19 protein-coding genes are annotated in these 19389 nt (G+C 56.1%); 14 read left to right on the top strand and 5 right to left on the bottom strand.

The window, feature by feature from the left end; genetic code table 11:
- Nucleotides 1-191: 191 nt before the first annotated feature.
- Nucleotides 192-737 carry a spermidine N1-acetyltransferase gene (gene speG, locus ACX8ZY_RS05235; RefSeq protein ID WP_003850356.1) on the top strand — a complete coding sequence of 182 codons (546 nt, stop codon included), beginning with the start codon at nt 192-194 and terminating at the stop codon, nt 735-737.
- Here speG and ACX8ZY_RS05230 read toward each other — a convergent pair whose 3' ends face one another.
- The 4 genes from ACX8ZY_RS05230 to ACX8ZY_RS05215 all read right to left on the bottom strand — a co-directional run bounded on the left by ACX8ZY_RS05230 (nt 738) and on the right by ACX8ZY_RS05215 (nt 4048).
- Nucleotides 738-1157, bottom strand: coding sequence for a hypothetical protein (locus ACX8ZY_RS05230; protein ID WP_010257757.1), 420 nt, complete (start codon nt 1155-1157; stop codon nt 738-740). It lies immediately after the preceding gene.
- An 85-nt stretch (nt 1158-1242) separates the two neighbouring features.
- Nucleotides 1243-2178 carry a homocysteine S-methyltransferase gene (gene mmuM, locus ACX8ZY_RS05225; RefSeq protein ID WP_010257759.1) on the bottom strand — a complete coding sequence of 312 codons (936 nt, stop codon included), beginning with the start codon at nt 2176-2178 and terminating at the stop codon, nt 1243-1245.
- Nucleotides 2168-3577, bottom strand: coding sequence for an S-methylmethionine permease (mmuP, locus tag ACX8ZY_RS05220; protein ID WP_033758676.1), 1410 nt, complete (start codon nt 3575-3577; stop codon nt 2168-2170). The genes mmuM and mmuP overlap by 11 nt, the downstream gene beginning before the upstream one ends.
- 135 nt (nt 3578-3712) lie before the next feature.
- Nucleotides 3713-4048: a DUF2002 family protein gene (locus ACX8ZY_RS05215; RefSeq protein WP_003850360.1), complete on the bottom strand. Its 336-nt coding sequence runs from the start codon at nt 4046-4048 to the stop codon at nt 3713-3715.
- A 153-nt stretch (nt 4049-4201) separates the two neighbouring features.
- On the opposite strand from ACX8ZY_RS05215, the gene ACX8ZY_RS05210 reads away from it, so the two are divergent.
- The 12 genes from ACX8ZY_RS05210 to emrB all read left to right on the top strand — a co-directional run bounded on the left by ACX8ZY_RS05210 (nt 4202) and on the right by emrB (nt 17514).
- Entirely contained in the window at nt 4202-4519 is a 318-nt protein-coding gene (locus ACX8ZY_RS05210; RefSeq protein ID WP_010257764.1) for a DUF883 family protein, read from the top strand.
- 303 nt (nt 4520-4822) lie between these two features.
- Nucleotides 4823-5065, top strand: a complete 243-nt coding sequence (gene nrdH / locus ACX8ZY_RS05205) for a glutaredoxin-like protein NrdH (protein WP_010257769.1) — start codon at nt 4823-4825, stop codon at nt 5063-5065.
- Nucleotides 5066-5069: 4 nt separating this feature from the next.
- Entirely contained in the window at nt 5070-5483 is a 414-nt protein-coding gene (gene nrdI, locus ACX8ZY_RS05200; RefSeq protein ID WP_010257771.1) for a class Ib ribonucleoside-diphosphate reductase assembly flavoprotein NrdI, read from the top strand.
- On the top strand, nt 5453-7591 hold the full coding sequence (nrdE, locus tag ACX8ZY_RS05195) for a class 1b ribonucleoside-diphosphate reductase subunit alpha (protein WP_122889765.1): 2139 nt from the start codon (nt 5453-5455) through the stop codon (nt 7589-7591). Before nrdI ends, nrdE begins: the two co-directional genes overlap by 31 nt.
- 8 nt (nt 7592-7599) lie before the next feature.
- Nucleotides 7600-8559, top strand: coding sequence for a class 1b ribonucleoside-diphosphate reductase subunit beta (nrdF, locus tag ACX8ZY_RS05190; RefSeq protein ID WP_010672156.1), 960 nt, complete (start codon nt 7600-7602; stop codon nt 8557-8559).
- 501 nt (nt 8560-9060) lie between these two features.
- Complete coding sequence (gene proV / locus ACX8ZY_RS05185; protein ID WP_010672155.1) at nt 9061-10257, top strand: glycine betaine/L-proline ABC transporter ATP-binding protein ProV; 1197 nt, start codon at nt 9061-9063, stop codon at nt 10255-10257.
- Entirely contained in the window at nt 10254-11345 is a 1092-nt protein-coding gene (gene proW, locus ACX8ZY_RS05180; RefSeq protein ID WP_010257782.1) for a glycine betaine/L-proline ABC transporter permease ProW, read from the top strand. Before proV ends, proW begins: the two co-directional genes overlap by 4 nt.
- Nucleotides 11346-11406: 61 nt before the next feature.
- Nucleotides 11407-12405: a glycine betaine/L-proline ABC transporter substrate-binding protein ProX gene (gene proX / locus ACX8ZY_RS05175; protein WP_010257785.1), complete on the top strand. Its 999-nt coding sequence runs from the start codon at nt 11407-11409 to the stop codon at nt 12403-12405.
- A 213-nt stretch (nt 12406-12618) separates the two neighbouring features.
- Nucleotides 12619-13806: an MFS transporter gene (locus tag ACX8ZY_RS05170; RefSeq protein ID WP_045139739.1), complete on the top strand. Its 1188-nt coding sequence runs from the start codon at nt 12619-12621 to the stop codon at nt 13804-13806.
- 302 nt (nt 13807-14108) lie between these two features.
- Nucleotides 14109-14639 (top strand): transcriptional repressor MprA, encoded by a 531-nt coding sequence (gene mprA / locus ACX8ZY_RS05165; RefSeq protein ID WP_003850381.1) that lies wholly within the window; start codon nt 14109-14111, stop codon nt 14637-14639.
- A 150-nt stretch (nt 14640-14789) separates the two neighbouring features.
- Nucleotides 14790-15962, top strand: a complete 1173-nt coding sequence (gene emrA, locus ACX8ZY_RS05160) for a multidrug efflux MFS transporter periplasmic adaptor subunit EmrA (RefSeq protein ID WP_010257791.1) — start codon at nt 14790-14792, stop codon at nt 15960-15962.
- 16 nt (nt 15963-15978) lie between these two features.
- Nucleotides 15979-17514, top strand: a complete 1536-nt coding sequence (gene emrB / locus ACX8ZY_RS05155) for a multidrug efflux MFS transporter permease subunit EmrB (RefSeq protein WP_010257793.1) — start codon at nt 15979-15981, stop codon at nt 17512-17514.
- A 36-nt stretch (nt 17515-17550) separates the two neighbouring features.
- Here the strand turns inward: emrB and ACX8ZY_RS05150 are convergent, their stop codons facing one another.
- The gene (locus tag ACX8ZY_RS05150; protein ID WP_010672152.1) at nt 17551-18732 is read right to left on the bottom strand and encodes a tRNA/rRNA methyltransferase; all 1182 of its coding nucleotides are present in this window, start codon (nt 18730-18732) and stop codon (nt 17551-17553) included.
- Nucleotides 18733-18891: 159 nt separating this feature from the next.
- Between ACX8ZY_RS05150 and trxC the strand changes: the two genes are divergently transcribed.
- Nucleotides 18892-19311 (top strand): thioredoxin TrxC, encoded by a 420-nt coding sequence (gene trxC, locus ACX8ZY_RS05145; protein WP_010257800.1) that lies wholly within the window; start codon nt 18892-18894, stop codon nt 19309-19311.
- Nucleotides 19312-19389 lie beyond the last annotated feature (78 nt).

Here is a 19389-nt window from a genome sequence, read left to right as displayed (position 1 = left end):
TCTTCCGCCATTAGCGTCATCCTCTCCATTGCCAGAACGGCGCGCTGTTCTCTTCCTCTGAGTCATTAGATTGCCACGCGACGCTGTAAACCTTTACAGGCTGAAGCAGGCACGCGAATGCGACAGCGCAAAACGCAGCGGCTGGCTGATGCGGTATACTCGCGACCATTATTTCATGAGAGGAAAAAGCAATGACGGTAAAACTACGTCCGCTGGAACGGGAAGACCTGCACTTTGTCCATCAGCTGGATAACAACGCCAGCGTGATGCGTTACTGGTTTGAGGAGCCGTATGAGGCGTTTGTGGAGCTGTCCGATCTCTACAACAAGCACATTCACGATCAGACCGAACGTCGCTTTGTGGTGGAGCACAGCGGGCAGAAAGCGGGATTAGTGGAACTGGTGGAAATCAACCATGTGCACCGCCGAGCCGAGTTTCAGATCATTATCGATCCGGCCCATCAGGGCAAAGGACTGGCAACCCAGGCGGCAAAACTGGCGATGGATTACGGCTTTTCGGTGCTGAATCTCTACAAGCTCTACCTGATTGTCGATCAGGAGAACGAAAAAGCGATCCACATCTACACCAAGCTCGGCTTTGAGATCGAAGGCGTGCTTAAACATGAGTTTTTCATCAACGGGGAGTACCGCAACACCATCCGCATGTGCATTTTCCAGCATCAGTATCTGGAACGCCATAAAACGCCAGGCGGAATGGTGAAGCCGACCGCGCAGTAATCAGCCGCGCGCGCCAACCGGGTTCATAAAGGGACGCGGGTGTTCAGGCTTAAGGTCGTACATGCCGCCATAGAAGGGATCGACCAGCAGCCAGCCGGGGAATCCACCCAGCGGGATATTGCCCAGCAGATACCACAGGTTAGCGCGTGCCTCGATAGGCACCGTGACCGGCACGTAGCCCGGGCTTTCCAGCATCAGCAGGTAGTGCTTTTTGCCGAAGTAGCGGCCGGTAGATTTTTCCAGTTCAACGGTCTGCGGCGTGAAACCCTGCGCAACCGCATAGCCACGCTCATCCTGCACGGTAAAGCGCGCGCCCTGCGGCAAGGAGTCGATGCGCACCAGTTGGGTTTCATTGCCGACAATGGTGGCACAGCCGCTAAGCAGCAGCGCGGCGGCCAGGGCCAGAATTCGCTGTTTCATGAAGGGGTCCACAGAGTGATCAGTGATCAGAGTGTAGACCGCCCTCTCCGCCTCAATCGGGCTATCATCGCCCGATTCAGCCAGCTTATTGCGGTTGACAAGCGCGGGCGATAGCCGCGATGTCGTTGGGTGAGGTGCGACAGCAGCCGCCAATCAGCTTCGCGCCCGCCTGCTGCCACTCTGCCAGTTTGTCATGCAGCGTGCAGCCTGATGGCGCTGAGTGCCAGGTTTTGCTACTGGCATCATACTGCTCGCCAGAGTTGGGATAGACCACCAGCGGCTTGTCGGTCAGCTTCTGCAACTGCTGCAGCGCAGGCGTCACGCTCTCAAGTGCCACACAGTTGATCCCCACCGCTACCACCTGCGGCTGCTGATTCAGCCAGCTCACGACGTCTGACAGCGGTGTGCCGTCGCTGATGTGTCCGGCGTCACGCAGGGTAAACGAGAACCAGGCGCGGCCTTCAGGAAATTCAGCCAGCAGCTTCACCAGCGCCTGCGCTTCGGCAAACGAAGGCAGGGTTTCGCAGGCCAGCAGATCGGCACCCGCCGCCAGCAGCGCCTGTACGCGTGGGCGATGAAACGCCATCATCTCCGCTTCCGGCAACGCATAGTCGCCGCGATATTCCGAACCATCCGCCAGGAAGGCGCCATAGGGACCGACCGATCCCGCTACCAGCAGCGTTTTTGCGTCGGGCCGGACCGCCAGATAATCGTGACGGGCGCGCCGCGCCAGCTCGACGCTCTGCGCGATCAACGCCAGTGACTCCGCCTCATCAAGGCCACGTGTGGCAAAGCCCTGCGGCGTCGCCTGGTAGCTGGCGGTAATGGCACAGCGCGCGCCGGCGACAAAATAGTCGTAGTGCACCTGATAGATCAGCTCAGGATTTTCCATCAGCACCTTAGCTGACCATAACGCATCGGCCAGATGACAGCCGCGGGCTTCCAGCTCAGTGGCCAGGGCACCATCCAGAATCAGCAGTGGTGACTCCGTTAAAGCCTGCGCGACAGGGTTATACGACATCATTGGCCTCCTCAGGCTTCGGGGATGATTTGTGGGTCAGATGGTAAGCGGCATAGCAGAACAGCACAAACGGGATGCCACACCACAGCGCGATACGCTGAGTCGGATCAAACGCCAGACCGACGCAGGCCAGCAGGCAGAGCAGGAAACCCAGCACCGGCGTCAGCGGATAGAGCGGCGCACGGTAGGCCAGATCGGCCAGCGATTTGCCCTGCTGAAGATGACGACGACGGAAAACAAAATGCGAAGCGCAGATGCTGAGCCAGACGGCCACCACTGCAAAGCCGGAGATAGCTGACAGCGCCACAAACACCGTGTCGGGCGCGACCACGCTGGAGACCAGCGCCAGCAAACCACCCACCATGCTGACGGTGATCGCCAGCATCGGCACGCCGCGCTTGTTCACCCGGGCAAAGGCGCGCGGCAGCGTATTTTCATTGGCCAGCGACCAGAGCATCCGCCCGGAGGCATAGAGTCCGGAGTTGGCCGCAGACAGGATAGCGGTCAGGATCACAAAGTTAATAATGTCAGCCGCCCACGGGATGCCGATCTTTTCGAAGACCAGCACGAACGGGCTTTTCACGATACCCGCCTGATCCATAGGAATCAGCGCCGCCAGCACAAATACCGTGCCGATGAAGAAGATAATCAGCCGGGCCACGGTAGTACGGATCGCCAGCGGCAGCACTTTCTCCGGCTGCTGGGTTTCACCGGCCGCAATACCGATCAGCTCGGTGCCGGAAAAGGCGAAGTTGACTGCCACCATGGTCATCAGAATCGGCAGTACGCCGTTGGGCAGCCAGCCGTGCGCCGTCAGGTTGCTCAGACCCGGTGCGGGCGTGCCATCCTTCATCGGGATAAACCCAAACATCGCCGCGCCACCGAGCACGATAAAGGCGACAATCGTCACCACCTTAATCAGCGAGAACCAGAACTCCCCTTCGGCGAAGAAGCGAGTTGAGATGACGTTCAGCAGATAGATGGCGCAGCAGAAGACCAGACACCAGATCCATACCGGGATCTGCGGGAACCAGTACTGCATACAGAAGCCCGCCGCCGTCAGGCTGGAGCCGAGGGCGACGGTCCAGGTGAGCCAGTAGAGCCAGGCCACGGTGTAGCCGGTTGCCGGGCTGAGATAGCGTGCGGCATAGACGTGGAACGCGCCGGTTTCCGGCATCGCCACGGAGAGTTCGCCCAGACAGACCATCACCAGCCAGACCACCAGCGCGCCAATCAGATAGGCGAGCAGCGTCCCCGCCGCCCCGGTGGTGGAAATGATGTAGCCGGTGTTAAAAAACAGGCCGGTGCCGATTACGCCGCCCAGCGATAACATCACCAGATGGCGCACTTTCATGGTGCGTTTAAATTGTTCCTGCGAGGGAGTTGGCTGTTCGCTCATCACTTTTATCCGTATGGACGTCTAAACATCTATAAGGGACAGTTTTATACGCGTCACAGCCGGTAATTGCAACGGCAGGGAAACAGGGAGGAGGTAAAGGCGGTTCAGTGCCCCGTCGCGGCGGGGCCTGATGCGTTAGCCGAAAACGCTTTGAATATAACGTTCCAGCGCCATGCGGGAACTAAATCCGTGCGGGATGCCGTAGTGTTCCTGTGAATCACCCGCCAGGTAGAGAGGGAATTGGGTGTAGTGATCGCAGGTCTTCATTTCTGAAGCAGGTTCAGCGAACGGCTGGCTCTTCTCTTTCAGTGTCGGGTGAATGACGAGTGCCATGCGCCCCATGCGCGCTTCGCGATTCACATAAACATAGTTCTCTCCACGGCGATAACCATAGGCCCGTGGGGTAATTTCATCGACTTCGAAACCCGCTTTTTCCAGTACGCGCGCTACCTCATCTGGTCGTAAATACATGCTCGATCCTCTCCTCTTTCAAAAGCTTCGCAACCTTACAACAGCATGACAGAGTGGGCATTCGGAATTTTCCCTAAAGAACACTCCCGCGTCTCGTTTATCTCAAGGTCGTCTACACTAGTATTACGTTTTTAAATCAAAGGGAGCTAAAAAATGTTTAATCGCACTGTAAAAAACGATGACATTGATATTAATCAGGATGTTAACGAACTGGCCGATTCACTGGAAGCGCTGCTGAAATCTTACGGCAGTGACGCCAAAGACGAAGTGGATTCTGCACGCAGTCAGGCAGAAAAGCTGCTGAAACAGACCCGCTCCAGACTGAACGGCGGCAGCAACCGTGTCTCACAGGTTGCGCGTGATGCCAGTGCGCAGGTTGACACCTATGTCCATGACAAGCCATGGCACGGTGTTGGTATCGGTGCCGCTTTCGGTATCGTAGTGGGTGTGCTGCTGGCTTCACGCCGCTAAGCTCAACTCTAAAAAATCTCCTGAGCCCTGCCCTGTGCGGGGCTTTTTTATGCCCTTTTTCTGGCCGATGACATTTACAAAAGATTTTTCCAGGCTGCAGGGCGCATCCCTGCTGGCTTTGCCGCTGTTGCGCAAATGCAAATCATAAAACCCTATATCTGGTAGGCTTGACCCACAAAACCACTACATCTAGTATTTATCTCATCAGCACGACACCAGATGTCCGGCAGAATGAGGCCCGCAACTTGCCGCGTCTGCTTTGTTTTCGGGCATCAGAACCGCATATAGAGGGAAATACGAATCATGCGCATTATTATTTACACTAAAGATAACTGTGTCCAGTGCACGGCAACCAAAAATGCGATGGACCGTCAGGGTCTCGCCTATCAGCTTATCAATCTCGACAGCCAGCCCGAGGCGATCGACAACCTGAAATCACTGGGTTACCGCCAGGTACCGGTCGTGATGGCGGATAACGATCACTGGAGCGGTTTCCGCCCGGACAAAATCGCCACGCTGCGCACGCTTTCTGCTGTCGGAGGATAAACACATGTTCCCGCTGGTCTATTTTTCCAGCCAGTCGGAAAACACCCACCGGTTTGTGACGCGCCTCGGCCTGCCTGCCCGGCGCATCCCGCTTGATGCCCGGCAACAACTGCATATCGACCAGCCCTATATTCTGGTCGTGCCCAGCTATGGCGGTGGCAGCAGTCGCGGTGCGGTGCCCGGTCAGGTGATTCAGTTTCTTAATGATGAGGCGAACCGACGCGGTATTCGTGGCGTAATCGCAGCGGGCAACCGTAACTTCGGTGCCGGTTACTGCCTGGCGGGCAGCATCATTGCAAATAAATGTCAGGTTCCCTGCCTCTACCGCTTCGAGCTGATGGGAACGCCTGACGATATCGCGAAAGTTAAAGCGGGAGTAACCCAATTTTGGCAACAACAGACACCCTCAACGGCGTGACGCTCGATTATCACGCCCTTAATGCCATGCTCAATCTCTACGACGCCGAGGGCCGCATCCAGTTCGACAAGGATCGCGAAGCGACACGTCAGTTTTATCTGCAGCATGTGCAACCCAATACCGTCCCCTTCAATAGCTGCGCTGAGCGTTTACGCTATCTGGTGGCAGAGAGCTATTACGAAGCGGAAGTGCTGAACCAGTACGATTTTGCGTTCCTGCTTGCGCTGCATGAGGTGGCGGAAAATTGGGGATTTGAGTTCAAAACCTTTCTCGGTGCCTGGAAGTACTACACCAGCTACACCCTGAAGACCTTCGACGGCAAACGCTATCTGGAAACCTTCGAACAGCGCGCCTGCATGGTGGCGCTGACGCTGGCTCAGGGCGATGAAAAGCTTGCGCGGGCCCTGCTGGAGGAGATCCTTAGCGGCCGTTTTCAGCCCGCTACACCAACCTTCCTGAACTGCGGCAAACAGCAACGCGGTGAGCTGGTCTCCTGCTTCCTGCTGCGCATCGAAGACAATATGGAGTCAATTGGTCGCGCCGTGAATTCGGCACTGCAGCTCTCAAAGCGCGGCGGCGGCGTCGCCTTTTTGCTGTCGAACCTGCGTGAGTCCGGTGCGCCAATCAAACGTATTGAAAATCAGTCGTCGGGCGTTATCCCGGTGATGAAAATGCTGGAGGACGCCTTCTCTTATGCGAATCAGCTCGGCGCGCGTCAGGGCGCTGGCGCGGTGTGGCTCAATGCGCACCATCCCGATATTTTCCGCTTCCTTGATACCAAGCGCGAAAACGCCGATGAGAAGATCCGCATCAAAACCCTGTCGCTGGGCGTGGTGATCCCCGATATCACCTTCCAGCTGGCAAAAGAGAACAAACCGATGGCGCTGTTCTCGCCTTACGACGTTGAACGGATCTACGGCCAGGCCTTTGGCGATATCAGCATCAGCGAGAAGTATGATGAGATGCTGGCCGACGACCGCATCCGTAAAACCTATATTCAGCCACGCGACTTCTTCCAGACGCTGGCCGAGATTCAGTTTGAGTCGGGCTATCCCTACATCATGTATGAGGACAGCGTGAACCGCAGCAACCCGATTGCCGGTCGCATCAATATGAGCAACCTCTGCTCTGAGATCCTGCAGGTGAACAGCGCCAGCGAGTACAATGACGATCTCAGCTATCGCCGGATCGGCAAAGATATCTCCTGTAATCTCGGCTCACTGAACATTGCGCACGCCATGGATTCACGCGATCTGGCGCGTACCGTGGATGTGGCGATCCGCGCCCTGACCTCGGTGTCGATGATGAGCGAAATTGGCTCGGTGCCCTCGGTCGCCGAAGGCAATCGCCGTTCGCACGCCATTGGTCTGGGTCAGATGAACCTGCACGGCTATCTGGCGCGGGAAGGCATCGCCTACGGTTCACCGGAAGCGCTGGATTTCACTAATCTCTACTTCTACTGCATCACCTATTATGCGCTGCGCACCTCTAATCAGCTGGCACAGGAGCGTCAGCAGACCTTCGATGGCTTTGCGGAATCGCAGTACGCCAGCGGCGCCTACTTCGATAAGTATCTGCAGCGCGAATGGCTGCCGCGCACGGAACGGGTAGCGACGCTGTTTGCCGATGCCGGACTGGCCCTGCCGACACAGGCGGACTGGCAGGCGCTGCGCGACGCGGTGATGCAGCACGGGCTGTTTAATCAGAACCTGCAGGCGATCCCGCCAACCGGTTCAATCTCCTACATTAACCATGCCACCTCCAGCATCCATCCGATTGTCTCCCCTATCGAGATCCGCAAAGAGGGCAAAACCGGCCGCGTCTACTATCCCGCGCCGTTTATGACCAATGAGAATCTCCATCTCTATCAGGATGCGTATCAGATTGGGCCGGAAGCGATTATTGATACCTACGCAGAAGCGACTCAGCATGTCGATCAGGGCCTGTCGCTGACGCTGTTCTTCCGCGATGACGTCTCAACCCGTGACATCAACAAAGCGCAGATTTACGCGTGGAAAAAAGGCATCAAAACGCTCTATTACATTCGACTGCGCCAGATGGCGCTTCAGGGCACGGAGGTTCAGGGTTGCGTCTCATGCTCCCTGTGATGAAAACGATGAAATTAAAACAGATTCAGGCAATTAACTGGAACCGCATTCAGGATGACAAAGATCTTGAAGTGTGGAATCGTCTCACCAGCAACTTCTGGTTGCCGGAGAAAGTGCCGCTCTCCAACGATCTGCCCGGCTGGCAGACGCTGGATAAACAGCAGCAGCAGCTGACCATCCGGGTATTCACCGGCCTGACGCTGCTCGACACTATCCAGAACGTGGTCGGCGCGCCGGGGCTGATGGAAGATGCCATTACCCCGCACGAAGAGGCGGTGCTGTCGAATATCAGCTTTATGGAAGCGGTGCATGCCCGCTCCTACAGTTCGATCTTCTCAACCCTGTGTAACACCCAGGATGTTGATGCCGCTTATCAGTGGAGCGAAGAGAATGCGCCGCTGCAGAACAAGGCACGCATCATCCTGGAACACTACCAGGCCGATGATCCGCTGAAGAAGAAGATCGCCAGCGTTTTCCTGGAGTCGTTTTTGTTCTATTCCGGCTTCTGGCTGCCGATGTACTGGTCGAGCCGTGGCAAGCTGACCAACACCGCTGACCTGATTCGCCTGATTATTCGCGATGAGGCGGTGCACGGTTACTACATCGGTTACAAATATCAGCAGGCGCTGGCTGCCGCTGACGATCTCCGCCGCGAAGAGCTGCAGCAGTTCGCCTATGATCTGCTGCTGGCGCTGTATGAGAACGAAGTGGCTTATACCGAGGCGCTCTATGCCGATGTCGGCTGGGTAGAGGAGGTGAAAACCTTCCTGCACTACAACGCCAACAAAGCGTTGATGAATCTGGGCTATGAGGCGCTGTTCCCGGCGGAGCTGACAGCGGTGAATCCGGCCATTCTGTCGGCTCTGTCGCCCAACGCCGACGAAAACCACGACTTCTTCTCCGGTTCAGGCTCCTCCTATGTGATGGGAAAAGCGGTCGAAACCGAAGACGAGGACTGGAATTTCTGAGGGTTACCGGGTGCTGTTTTGTCAGCATCCGGTTTTCTCTGGCAGTGCCGTATCAGCCGCGCCATTCCGTCTAATCATAAGAAAAAAATATTACTGCAAAACAGCCTGACTATTTCACCGTTTGTTGATTCTCACCCGCCCCGCATTTCCTTTTTTTTCGACCAATTATTCCACTGAACATGATCGTTTCAGGCGTGATTATTTCCCTGCATCGGAATCCATTATTTCCGTAATATTTCACGTCAGTGACGCTTGTTTTTCTCCCTTTCAGCCGGCAAATCGGCTGAAATGCCAAAAACCCGCCAATGATTTCACAAAAAATTAATCCACGCTTATCCCTTGTGAGCACTGAAGATAATCGGCATCTGAATGTCCCGCGGCCGGCCAATATCCCACTTCAGGGTTGTCAGATAACGTCAGTGTGCTACGGTATGGCCTGCTTAAATTTCAGCGGGAACGACAGGATAATATTAGATATTTCAACCAGGATTTAATGACTGCATGGCTATTAAGCTCGAAGTAAAAAATCTCTATAAGATATTTGGCGACAATCCGGATCGCGCGTTTAAATATATTGAAAAGGGTGCGACCAAAGATGTCATTCTTGAGAAGACAGGGCTCTCTCTTGGTGTAAAGAACGCCAGTCTGGCCATTGAAGAAGGCGAGATATTCGTCATCATGGGGTTATCCGGTTCAGGAAAATCGACCATGGTTCGCCTTCTCAATCGTCTGATAGAGCCGACGCGCGGCCAGGTGATTATTGACGGTGTCGATATTGCCAAAATATCAGCCAGCGAACTGCGCGACGTGCGCAGAAATAAAATCAGCATGGTATTCCAGTCATTTGCTTTGATGCCGCACATGAATGTATTAAATAATACGGCATTTGGCATGGAATTAGCGGGAGTCGCACTGGCTGAACGCCAGGAAAAAGCACTGGAAGCGTTACGTCAGGTCGGGCTGGAGAATTATGCGCACGCTTACCCGGATGAACTTTCCGGAGGGATGCGGCAGCGCGTCGGATTAGCCCGCGCACTGGCCATCAATCCCGACATCTTATTAATGGATGAGGCCTTCTCCGCTCTGGATCCGTTGATTCGTACTGAAATGCAGGATGAGCTGGTTAATTTACAAGCCAGGCATCAGCGCACCATCGTCTTTATTTCCCACGATCTTGATGAAGCGATGCGTATTGGCGACCGTATTGCCATTATGCAGGGCGGCGAAGTGATACAGGTTGGTACGCCGGATGAGATCCTGAATAACCCAGCCAATGACTATGTCCGCACCTTCTTCCGTGGCGTCGATATCAGTCACGTATTCAGCGCCAAAGATATCGCCCGTCGTAGCGCAGGAGCGTTGATCCGCAAAGCGCCAGGTTTCGGCCCGCGCTCCGCCATTAAGCTGCTGCAGGATGAAGACCGTGACTACGGCTACGTGCTGGAAAAACAGAAGTTTCTTGGCGTGGTCTCCACCGACTCGCTGAAAGCCGCGCTGGCAGCAGGTCTGGGACTCGATAGCGCCCTCCTCGACTCGCCAGCCGCGGTGCCTGCCGATACCTCACTGAGCGATCTGCTCTCGCACGTCGCTCAGGCGCCCTGTGCGGTGCCAGTGGTCGGCGAGGAGAATCAGTATGTCGGTATCATTTCCAAAAGCACGCTATTGCGCGCGTTAGATCGTGAAGGAGCCCAGCCATGAGTCAGGAAACCACCAATCCGTGGGATAGCGGCACCGCCGCCAGCAGTCAGGCTGCGCCCACCAGCAGCGGCGGTGCCGATGCCTGGGGCACGCCCGATGGCAGCGCGACACCCGATGCAGCCAGCAGCAGTGACTGGCTCAACAGCGCCCCTGCGCCCGCGCCGGAACATTTCAATATCATGGATCCGTTCCACAAGACCTGGATCCCGCTTGATCACTGGGTGACTACCGGCATCGACTGGGTGGTCAACCATTTCCGCCCGTTGTTTCAGGGTATCCGGGTACCGGTTGACTATATTCTCAGCGCCTTTCAGCAGCTGTTACTGGGAATGCCCGCGCCGGTAGCGATTCTGGTGTTTGCGCTGATCGCCTGGCAGATCGCGACACCCGCCATGGGCATCGCCACGCTGGTATCGCTGATCTTGATTGGCGCAATTGGCGCCTGGTCGCAGGCGATGGTCACGCTGGCGCTGGTGCTTACCGCGCTGATGTTCTGCATTCTCATCGGCCTGCCACTGGGGATCTGGCTGGCCCGCAGTGAACGGGCAGCGCGTATCGTACGCCCCTTGCTGGATGCGATGCAGACGACACCCGCCTTTGTCTATCTGGTGCCGATTGTGATGCTGTTTGGTATCGGCAACGTGCCAGGCGTGGTGGTCACGATTATCTTCGCCCTGCCACCGATTGTGCGTCTGACTATTCTCGGCATTAAGCAGGTGCCCGCCGATCTGATCGAAGCGAGCGAATCCTTTGGTGCCAGTCCGCGTCAGCTGCTATTCAAAGTGCAGTTGCCGCTGGCGATGCCCACCATTATGGCGGGCGTCAATCAGACGCTGATGCTGGCGCTGTCGATGGTGGTGATCGCCTCGATGATCGCCGTGGGCGGACTCGGTCAGATGGTCCTGCGCGGTATTGGCCGTCTCGATATGGGGCTGGCTACGGTGGGTGGCGTGGGGATTGTGATCCTTGCCATTATCCTTGACCGTCTGACCCAATCTTTTGGTCGCGATAGCCGCAGCCGCGGTAATCGTCACTGGTATCACACCGGCCCGCTGGGCCTGATCTTCTCTCCTTCGCGTAAAAAATAATCTGTCGGGCGGTGCCTGCGCGCCGCCCATCCTGACGCGACATCTGAAATAAGGAATGACTATGCGCAACAGAGCCTCTCTGCTCGCCGCCGTGGTAACCACGCTGGCCGTTTCACACGTCTCCGCTGCCGATCTGCCGGGCAAAGGTATTACGGTACAACCCATACAGAGCACTATCGCTGAAGAGACTTTTCAGACCCTGATTGTCAGCCGCGCGCTGGAAAAACTCGGCTATCAGGTCAGCAAGCCGAGTGAAGTGGATTACAACGTTGGCTACACCTCTATCGCCGCTGGCGACGCCACCTTTACCGCGGTGAACTGGCAGCCGCTGCATGACGACATGTACAAAGCCGCCGGTGGCGATCAGAAGCTCTATCGTCAGGGAACCTACGTTACCGGTGCCGCCCAGGGTTATCTGATTGATAAGAAGACCGCCGAGAAATATCACATCACCAATATCGAACAGCTGAAAGATCCTAAGATCGCCAGCCTGTTTGACGCCAACGGCGATGGCAAAGCGGATATGACCGGCTGTACGCCAGGCTGGGGCTGTGAAGCGGTGATTAATCATCAGAACAGCGCCTTCGGTCTTAGTGATACCGTAACCGCCAATATGGGTAACTATTCGGCGATGGTGGCGGATACGCTGGCACGCTACAAACAGGGTAAACCGATCCTTTATTACACCTGGACGCCCTACTGGCTGAGCGATGTGCTGAAGCCGGGCCGCGATGTGGTCTGGCTGCAGGTGCCGTTCTCTTCGCTGCCTGGCGAACAGAAGGATGTGGATACTAAGCTGCCAAACGGCGCGAACTACGGTTTCCCGGTTAACACCATGCACATCGTCGCCAACAAAGCCTGGGCGGCGAAAAACCCGGCGGCTGCCCGTCTGTTTGCGGTCATGAAGCTGCCCATTACCGATATCAATGCTGAAAACTCAGCAATGCATGCCGGACAAAACTCAGAAGAGGCGATTAACCGTCATGTGGATGGCTGGATTAAGGCGCATCAGGCTGAGTTCGATAAATGGATCAGCGAGGCGCAGGCCGCCGCGCAATAACATGAAAACATTTCCGCCCCAGGGCGGTTGATAAAAGTGCTGGCTCAGTGAGCATACGCTTTTAGTCGGGCAGTTATCTGAGGGCAGAAATTTTTCTGCCCTTTTTTTTATGGCTGCTTTCCCGACTGGTATGGCCTGTTAATAAACATGCGTGTGAAATAGTTTTTTGAGTTACTATTAACCTCAAATGATTATTAGCGACCGATGCTGTTTATGAATGCGACTCGCCAGGGTCTGACGCCTGCTTTAGTAATACTGATGTCAGTAGCAACCGGCCTCTGCGTAGCCAGTAATTACTACGTTCAGCCACTACTGAATACCATCGCCCAACAGTTTGATCTCTCTGTCAGCCTCGCCGGATTTATTGTCACCACGGCGCAGCTGGGCTACGCCTGCGGTCTGCTGCTGCTGGTGCCGCTTGGCGATCGGTTTGAACGACGCAGCCTGATTGTTACGATGATCCTGCTGGCTGCTGCGGGCATGGTGATTATCGCCCTTTCGCACTCCTTTCTCTTTTTACTGCTGGGCACGGTGATGACCGGCCTGTTCTCGGTCGCCGCACAAATCCTGGTGCCGCTGGCCGCCACGCTGGCAGAGCCGGAGCGGCGCGGCAAAATAGTGGGGACGGTAATGAGCGGTTTGCTGCTGGGGATTCTGCTGGCGCGCACCGTGGCAGGCGGCCTGGCGCAGCTTGGCGGCTGGCGTACCGTCTACTGGACTGCCAGCCTGCTGATGGTGGTGATGGCCCTGGCGCTGTGGCGATCGCTGCCGCGCGTAAAACAGTCCGTGCCCATGAGCTATCCGCAACTGCTGGCCTCCATCTTTCGCCTGTATGCCGGTAATCGGGTGCTCCGCACCCGCGCCTGGACCGGCTGCCTCTCCTTTGCCAATTTCAGCCTGCTGTGGACCTCAATGGCCTTTCTGCTCGCCGGGGCGCCTTATCACTTCTCAGAGGGCGAGATTGGCTTGCTGGGGCTGGTCGGTGCCGCGGGTGCGCTGGCCGCACGTCAGGCGGGCGCGCTGGCTGACAAGGGTAAAGCGAAGCTGACCACCCGACTGGGCCTGCTGCTTATGCTGCTGTCGTGGGCTGCCATTGCGTGGGGCGCGGAGCAGCTTGCGCCGCTGATCGTCGGCATCCTGCTGCTGGATCTGGCGGTACAGGCCGTCCATATCACCAATCAAAGCGTGATCTACGCGCAGATGCCGGAGGCGCGGAACCGTCTTAATGCCGGTTACATGACCAGCTACTTTATGGGTGGCGCGGCCGGCTCACTGCTCTCCGCGACCGCTTACCATCTTTGGGGCTGGTATGGCGTCTGTGGCGCTGGCGCGCTGCTGACTGTGGTTAATCTACTGATTTGGGCAGCCGGATCGCGCTTTGAGCCGGAAAAAATCAACTGAAGCCTGGCCGGACAGCGCATTGCGTCTGGTCACAAATGGTTAGGTTTGTTATGGTTAGTAGCAAACCTATTCACTTCAGTTATTTTTCCCCGCGATATTATTAAATTTGCCCCCTTTTTGATCACGTTCCGGCACAGCGGCTGCCGCCGGACGTACGGGTTTTTGACCCAGGGCCAGGGAATGGCCTGGAATACCTTTGATGGTGAATAGTGATTCTGTCAGCGATCACCTGCCAAAAAGTGACTACGCTTATCCTGTCACCATAGTTATTATACAAGTTGCAATTAGTGAGGTTTTTTTTAATGGAAAGTTCGTTTACTCCCATTGAGCAGATGCTAAACATCCGTGCCAATCGCCATAAGGATTTTCCGTTGCAGGAAATTATTCTGACGCGTCTCTGTATGCATATGCAGGGTAAACTGCTGGACAACCGTAATAAGATGCTGAAAGCACAGGGTATTAATGAAACCCTGTTCATGGCGTTGATTACGCTGGATGCACAGGAAAACCATAGTATTCAGCCCTCTGAGCTCAGCTCTGCCCTTGGTTCTTCGCGCACCAATGCCACGCGCATTGCTGATGAACTGGAAAAGCGCGGCTGGATTGAGCGTCGCGAAAGCGATCACGACCGTCGCTGCCTGCACCTGCATCTGACCGATAAAGGGATGGAGTTCCTGCGTCAGCTGCTGCCACCTCAGCATCAGAGCCTGCAATACCTCTGGTCTTCGCTCTCCGTCGATGAGAAGTCACAGCTGGAAGGCATCACCCGTAAGCTACTTAATCGTCTTGATAAAATGGATGAAGATCAGCTGATCGCCTCGCTTTCCCGCTAATAGCAATAAGTGCGACACAATCACCTGTCGGAATCGTTATTTTAATTTCCTTTTTTATCTGGCCAGCGCTCAGTCGCTGGCTTTTTCGACTCGGGCGCTGGCGAAAAGGGATTTCTGCCGCCCGACTAAATGGAAAACGTGGAGAAAGACATGAGTGCAACGGCAGAAGCACAAAGCCCGCAACCGTCAGCCAACAAAAAGAAGAAGCGCAAAAGTGTGCTCATCGTGCTGGCGTTGATCTTTGTGCTGATTGGTATTGCCTGGGGAGTTTACTGGTTCCTGGTCCTGCGCCATTTTCAGGAAACGGATGACGCCTACGTTGCGGGTAACCAGGTGCAGGTGATGGCACAGGTCTCCGGTAGCGTGAATAAAGTCTGGTTTGAAGATACCGATTTCGTCAAAAAAGGCGATGTGCTGGTTTCACTGGATAAGACGGATGCGGAGCAGGCGTTTGAAAAAGCGCAGACGGCACTCGCCACCAGCGTGCGTCAGACGCATCAGCTGATGATTAATGGCAAACAGTATCAGGCCAGCATTACATTGCAACAGACCGCTCTGGCGCAGGCACAGGCCGACCTGAAACGCCGTGAGCCGTTAGGTGCGGCTAATCTGATTGGCCGTGAAGAGTTGCAGCACGCCCGCGATGCTGTCGCGACGGCCAAAGCACAACTGGACGTGGCGATTCAGCAATACAATGCGAATCAGGCGATGATCCTCAACACCTCACTGGAAAATCAGCCTGCCGTGCAACAGAGCGCGGCTGAGCTGCGTGACGCCTGGCTGGCGCTGCAGCGCACCGAAATCCGTAGCCCGATGGATGGTTTTGTCTCCCGTCGCAGCGTACAGGTCGGTTCGCAAATTTCCACCAGCACCCCGCTGCTCGCCGTCGTGCCTGCAACGAATCTGTGGGTCGATGCCAACTTTAAAGAGACCCAGCTGGCTGGCGTTCGTATTGGTCAGCCTGTCACCGTAGTTGCCGACATCTACGGTGACGAAGTGGTTTATCAGGGCAAAGTTGCAGGACTGGATATGGGCACCGGCAGCGCCTTCTCACTGTTGCCGGCACAGAATGCCACCGGTAACTGGATCAAAGTGGTTCAGCGCCTGCCGGTTCGTATCGAACTGAATCAGGAAGATATCGCCAGACATCCGCTGCGTATTGGTCTCTCAACGCTGGTTAAAATCGATACCACCAGCAAAGAGGGCAGCGCGCTGGCCACCAGCGCCCGTCAGCAAGCCGCTTACAGCAGCAACGCACTGGCGATTGACCTTGCGCCGGTCAATCAGCTGATCACCGATATCGTCCGCGCCAACGCCGGATGATGACGCGGAGGCTGTAATGGCACAAAAACCGCTTGAAGGAATGCCGCTGGTCCTGATGACCATTGCGCTATCGCTGGCGACGTTCATGCAGGTTCTGGACTCGACCATCGCCAACGTGGCTATCCCCACGATTGCCGGTAATCTGGGGGCGTCGAACTCCCAGGGAACCTGGGTGATCACCTCGTTTGGTGTGGCCAATGCGATCTCGATCCCGCTGACCGGCTGGCTGGCAAAACGCATCGGTGAAGTGAAGCTCTTTACCTGGTCGACCATTCTGTTTGCTATCGCCTCCTGGGCGTGCGGCATGTCAGACAGCCTGGAGATGCTGATCTTCTTCCGCGTCATTCAGGGGATCGTCGCGGGTCCCTTGATCCCGCTGTCGCAAAGTCTGCTGCTCAACAACTATCCGCCTGCCAAGCGCAGTGTTGCGCTGTCGCTGTGGGCGATGACGGTGATCGTCGCACCGATCTGTGGCCCGATACTGGGCGGCTGGATCAGCGATAACTATCACTGGGGCTGGATCTTCTTTATCAACGTGCCCATTGGTGTGGCGGTGGTGATACTGACGCTGCAAACCCTGCGCGGCCGGGAAACCAAAACCGAAATCCGGCGTATCGATATGGTCGGGCTGGTGCTGCTGGTGGTGGGGATCGGCTGTTTGCAGGTGATGCTGGATCGCGGAAAGGAGCTCGACTGGTTTAACTCGTCCGAGATCATCGTGCTCGGGGTGGTGGCCGTGATTGCGCTGTCAGTCCTGCTGGTGTGGGAGCTGACTGACGATCACCCGATCATAGATCTGTCGCTGTTTAAGTCGCGCAACTTCACCATTGGCTGCCTGTCGATCAGTCTGGCTTATATGCTCTACTTCGGCTCGATTGTTCTGTTGCCGCAGCTGCTGCAGGAGGTCTACGGCTACACCGCAACCTGGGCCGGTCTGGCGTCTGCGCCGGTGGGCATTTTGCCGGTGATCCTGTCGCCGATCATCGGACGCTTTGCCCATAAGCTCGACATGCGACGGCTGGTCACGTTCAGCTTCATTATGTATGCCGTCTGCTTCTACTGGCGCGCGTATACGTTTGAACCGGGAATGGACTTTGGTGCCTCAGCCTGGCCGCAGTTTATTCAGGGCTTTGCCGTGGCCTGCTTCTTTATGCCGCTGACCACCATTACGCTGTCGGGACTGCCGCCGGAGCGCATGGCCGCTGCCTCCAGCCTGTCGAACTTTATGCGTACCTTTGCAGGCTCGGTGGGAACGTCGATTACCACCACTATGTGGAGTAACCGCGAGTCGATGCATCATAGCTACCTGACGGAGTCGATCACCCCGTACAACGTCAATTCGCAGCAGATGTATAGCCAGCTGGAGAGCATGGGGATGACGCAGCAGCAGGCGTCGGCCTGGATCGCGCAGCAGATTACCAATCAGGGACTGATTATTTCAGCGAATGAAATTTTCTGGGCGTCGGCGGGGGTCTTTTTGATTCTGCTGGTGCTGATCTGGTTTGCCCGCCCGCCGTTTAGCGCAGGCGGCGGTGGCGGTGGCGCGCACTGATGTGACACAGCAAAACGGGCCTTTCGGCCCGTTTTTTTATGCGTTCTGACGCCACCATTCGGCGAGCAGTACACCGGTTGCGACCGAGACGTTAAGGCTTTCTACGTTGCCGGTGCCGCCAATCGACAGGCTCATGTCACCCTGTTTGAACGCGGTATCAGAAAGACCTTCACGCTCCTGCCCTAACACCAGCACCATTTTCTCCGGCAGCTGAGCCTGCGCCAGCGGCGTGCCCTGATGGCTGGAGGTGGTGACGATGGTGTAACCCGCTTTACGGAACGCTTCCAGACCTTCACTGAAAGTTGCGCCGCTGATAGCCTGCACATGCTCAGCACCGCCTTCTGCGGTACGTACCGCTGCGCCGGACTCCAGCAGTGAGGCGTCGTTCACCAGCAAACCTTTTACGCCAAAGTGCGCGCAGCTGCGCATAATCGCGCCGAGGTTATGCGGGTTGCTGACATCTTCCAGTGCCAGCACGCAATCTTTGGTATTCGCCTGGCTCAGCCATTCAGAAACCGCCATACCCATGCGCTTTTTGATCAGGAAGCAGACGCCACCATGATGCTCAGTGCCTGACGCTTTGGTAATCTCTGCATCTTCCACGACGTGATAGGCTTTGCGGTTAGCCGCCAGCCAGCGCAGCGCTTCGCGGAAACGCGGTGTCACTTCCTGCACGAACCAGGCGCGAACAATCGCTTCAGGACGGCTCTGGAACAGCGCCTGACAGGCGTTCTCACCATAGACGCGCGTCTCTTCGTTACGCTGACGACGGATCTGTTCGGGATCGACGAAGCTCTTGCCGCTGATGCCGCCATGATCCGGCTTATCGCTTTCGGTTGCCGGACGATCTGCTGATGGCGCGCGTGACACGGTGCGCCATGGGGAATCGCTGCTGCCATAGGCGCCGCGATTATCATCGCCACGATCGTTGCGGCGGCCTGCGCCATCGTCTGAACGGCGTGGAGCGCCACGTCCGCCTTCATCACGACGCGGTGAACTGCTGCGACCGGTGTCGTCGCTGCGACGGCCAGCGGAGCGACCACCTTCCTGACTGCGTTCAGTACGGGGGCCAGACGAACGACGATTATCATCCGAACGGGCAGCAGCGTGACCACCTTTGCCTGTACGAGGATTAGGCGCGCGCGCGCTTTTATCGTCCTCGCCACGCACGTACATCACCTTAACCTTACCGCTCTTGCCTTTAAATTCGTCGTTCATGTCTTCCTCCTGCATTGAGAGCGCGCAGATTACCTGATGTGCTGGCGCTTAGCTATCAACTATTGAACCTATAGAGCAATCCAGATTGAGAGGGAATCCGTCTCCTTTCATAATGAACAATATTTATCAGACTGACACTTTTCAACATCAGAGGTTCCTATGAATACGGTATGCGCTTCCTGTCAGGCAACCAATCGCGTTCCTGAAGAACGCCTTGCCGACGTGGCGAAATGTGGTCGCTGTGGAAATGCGTTATTTGATGGCGAAGTGGTGAATGCCACCAGCGCTAACTTTGACAAATATCTGCAGGATGATCTGCCGGTGGTGATCGATTTCTGGGCGCCCTGGTGTGGTCCCTGTGTCAATTTTGCGCCGGTGTTTAAAGATGTCGCCAGTGAACGCAGCGGTAAAGTCCGCTTTATTAAAGTGAACACCGAAGCGGAACCGGCCCTGAGCGCCCGTTTCAACATTCGCAGTATCCCGACCATCATGCTGTTTAAGAACGGCGAACGGGTCGACATGCTGAATGGCGCGATGCCCAAAGCGCCTTTCAATGAATGGCTGGATGAGTCACTTTAATCTTCAGAGGCCAGCCTGGCTGGCCTTTTCCTTTTCGCCTGCGCTTCGATTACACTGACGTTTTTCCTGCCCTGAATA

Source organism: Pantoea sp. XAF26B01_ASV70 (assembly GCF_054512635.1).
This window is presented reverse-complemented; position numbering and strand designations above follow the sequence as displayed.

Excerpts from the sequence above, each read along its gene's own strand:
- emrB (WP_010257793.1), top strand. The coding sequence starts at position 15,979 with ATGGCACAAAAACCGCTTGAAGGAATGCCGCTGGTCCTGATGACCATT.
- proW (WP_010257782.1), top strand. The coding sequence starts at position 10,254 with ATGAGTCAGGAAACCACCAATCCGTGGGATAGCGGCACCGCCGCCAGC.
- nrdH (WP_010257769.1), top strand. The coding sequence starts at position 4,823 with ATGCGCATTATTATTTACACTAAAGATAACTGTGTCCAGTGCACGGCA.
- ACX8ZY_RS05210 (WP_010257764.1), top strand. The coding sequence starts at position 4,202 with ATGTTTAATCGCACTGTAAAAAACGATGACATTGATATTAATCAGGAT.
- nrdI (WP_010257771.1), top strand. The coding sequence starts at position 5,070 with ATGTTCCCGCTGGTCTATTTTTCCAGCCAGTCGGAAAACACCCACCGG.
- ACX8ZY_RS05230 (WP_010257757.1), bottom strand. The coding sequence starts at position 1,157 with ATGAAACAGCGAATTCTGGCCCTGGCCGCCGCGCTGCTGCTTAGCGGC.
- ACX8ZY_RS05170 (WP_045139739.1), top strand. The coding sequence starts at position 12,619 with ATGAATGCGACTCGCCAGGGTCTGACGCCTGCTTTAGTAATACTGATG.
- mmuP (WP_033758676.1), bottom strand. The coding sequence starts at position 3,577 with ATGAGCGAACAGCCAACTCCCTCGCAGGAACAATTTAAACGCACCATG.
- proX (WP_010257785.1), top strand. The coding sequence starts at position 11,407 with ATGCGCAACAGAGCCTCTCTGCTCGCCGCCGTGGTAACCACGCTGGCC.
- trxC (WP_010257800.1), top strand. The coding sequence starts at position 18,892 with ATGAATACGGTATGCGCTTCCTGTCAGGCAACCAATCGCGTTCCTGAA.
- ACX8ZY_RS05215 (WP_003850360.1), bottom strand. The coding sequence starts at position 4,048 with ATGTATTTACGACCAGATGAGGTAGCGCGCGTACTGGAAAAAGCGGGT.
- mmuM (WP_010257759.1), bottom strand. The coding sequence starts at position 2,178 with ATGTCGTATAACCCTGTCGCGCAGGCTTTAACGGAGTCACCACTGCTG.
- proV (WP_010672155.1), top strand. The coding sequence starts at position 9,061 with ATGGCTATTAAGCTCGAAGTAAAAAATCTCTATAAGATATTTGGCGAC.
- mprA (WP_003850381.1), top strand. The coding sequence starts at position 14,109 with ATGGAAAGTTCGTTTACTCCCATTGAGCAGATGCTAAACATCCGTGCC.
- nrdF (WP_010672156.1), top strand. The coding sequence starts at position 7,600 with ATGAAATTAAAACAGATTCAGGCAATTAACTGGAACCGCATTCAGGAT.
- ACX8ZY_RS05150 (WP_010672152.1), bottom strand. The coding sequence starts at position 18,732 with ATGAACGACGAATTTAAAGGCAAGAGCGGTAAGGTTAAGGTGATGTAC.
- speG (WP_003850356.1), top strand. The coding sequence starts at position 192 with ATGACGGTAAAACTACGTCCGCTGGAACGGGAAGACCTGCACTTTGTC.
- emrA (WP_010257791.1), top strand. The coding sequence starts at position 14,790 with ATGAGTGCAACGGCAGAAGCACAAAGCCCGCAACCGTCAGCCAACAAA.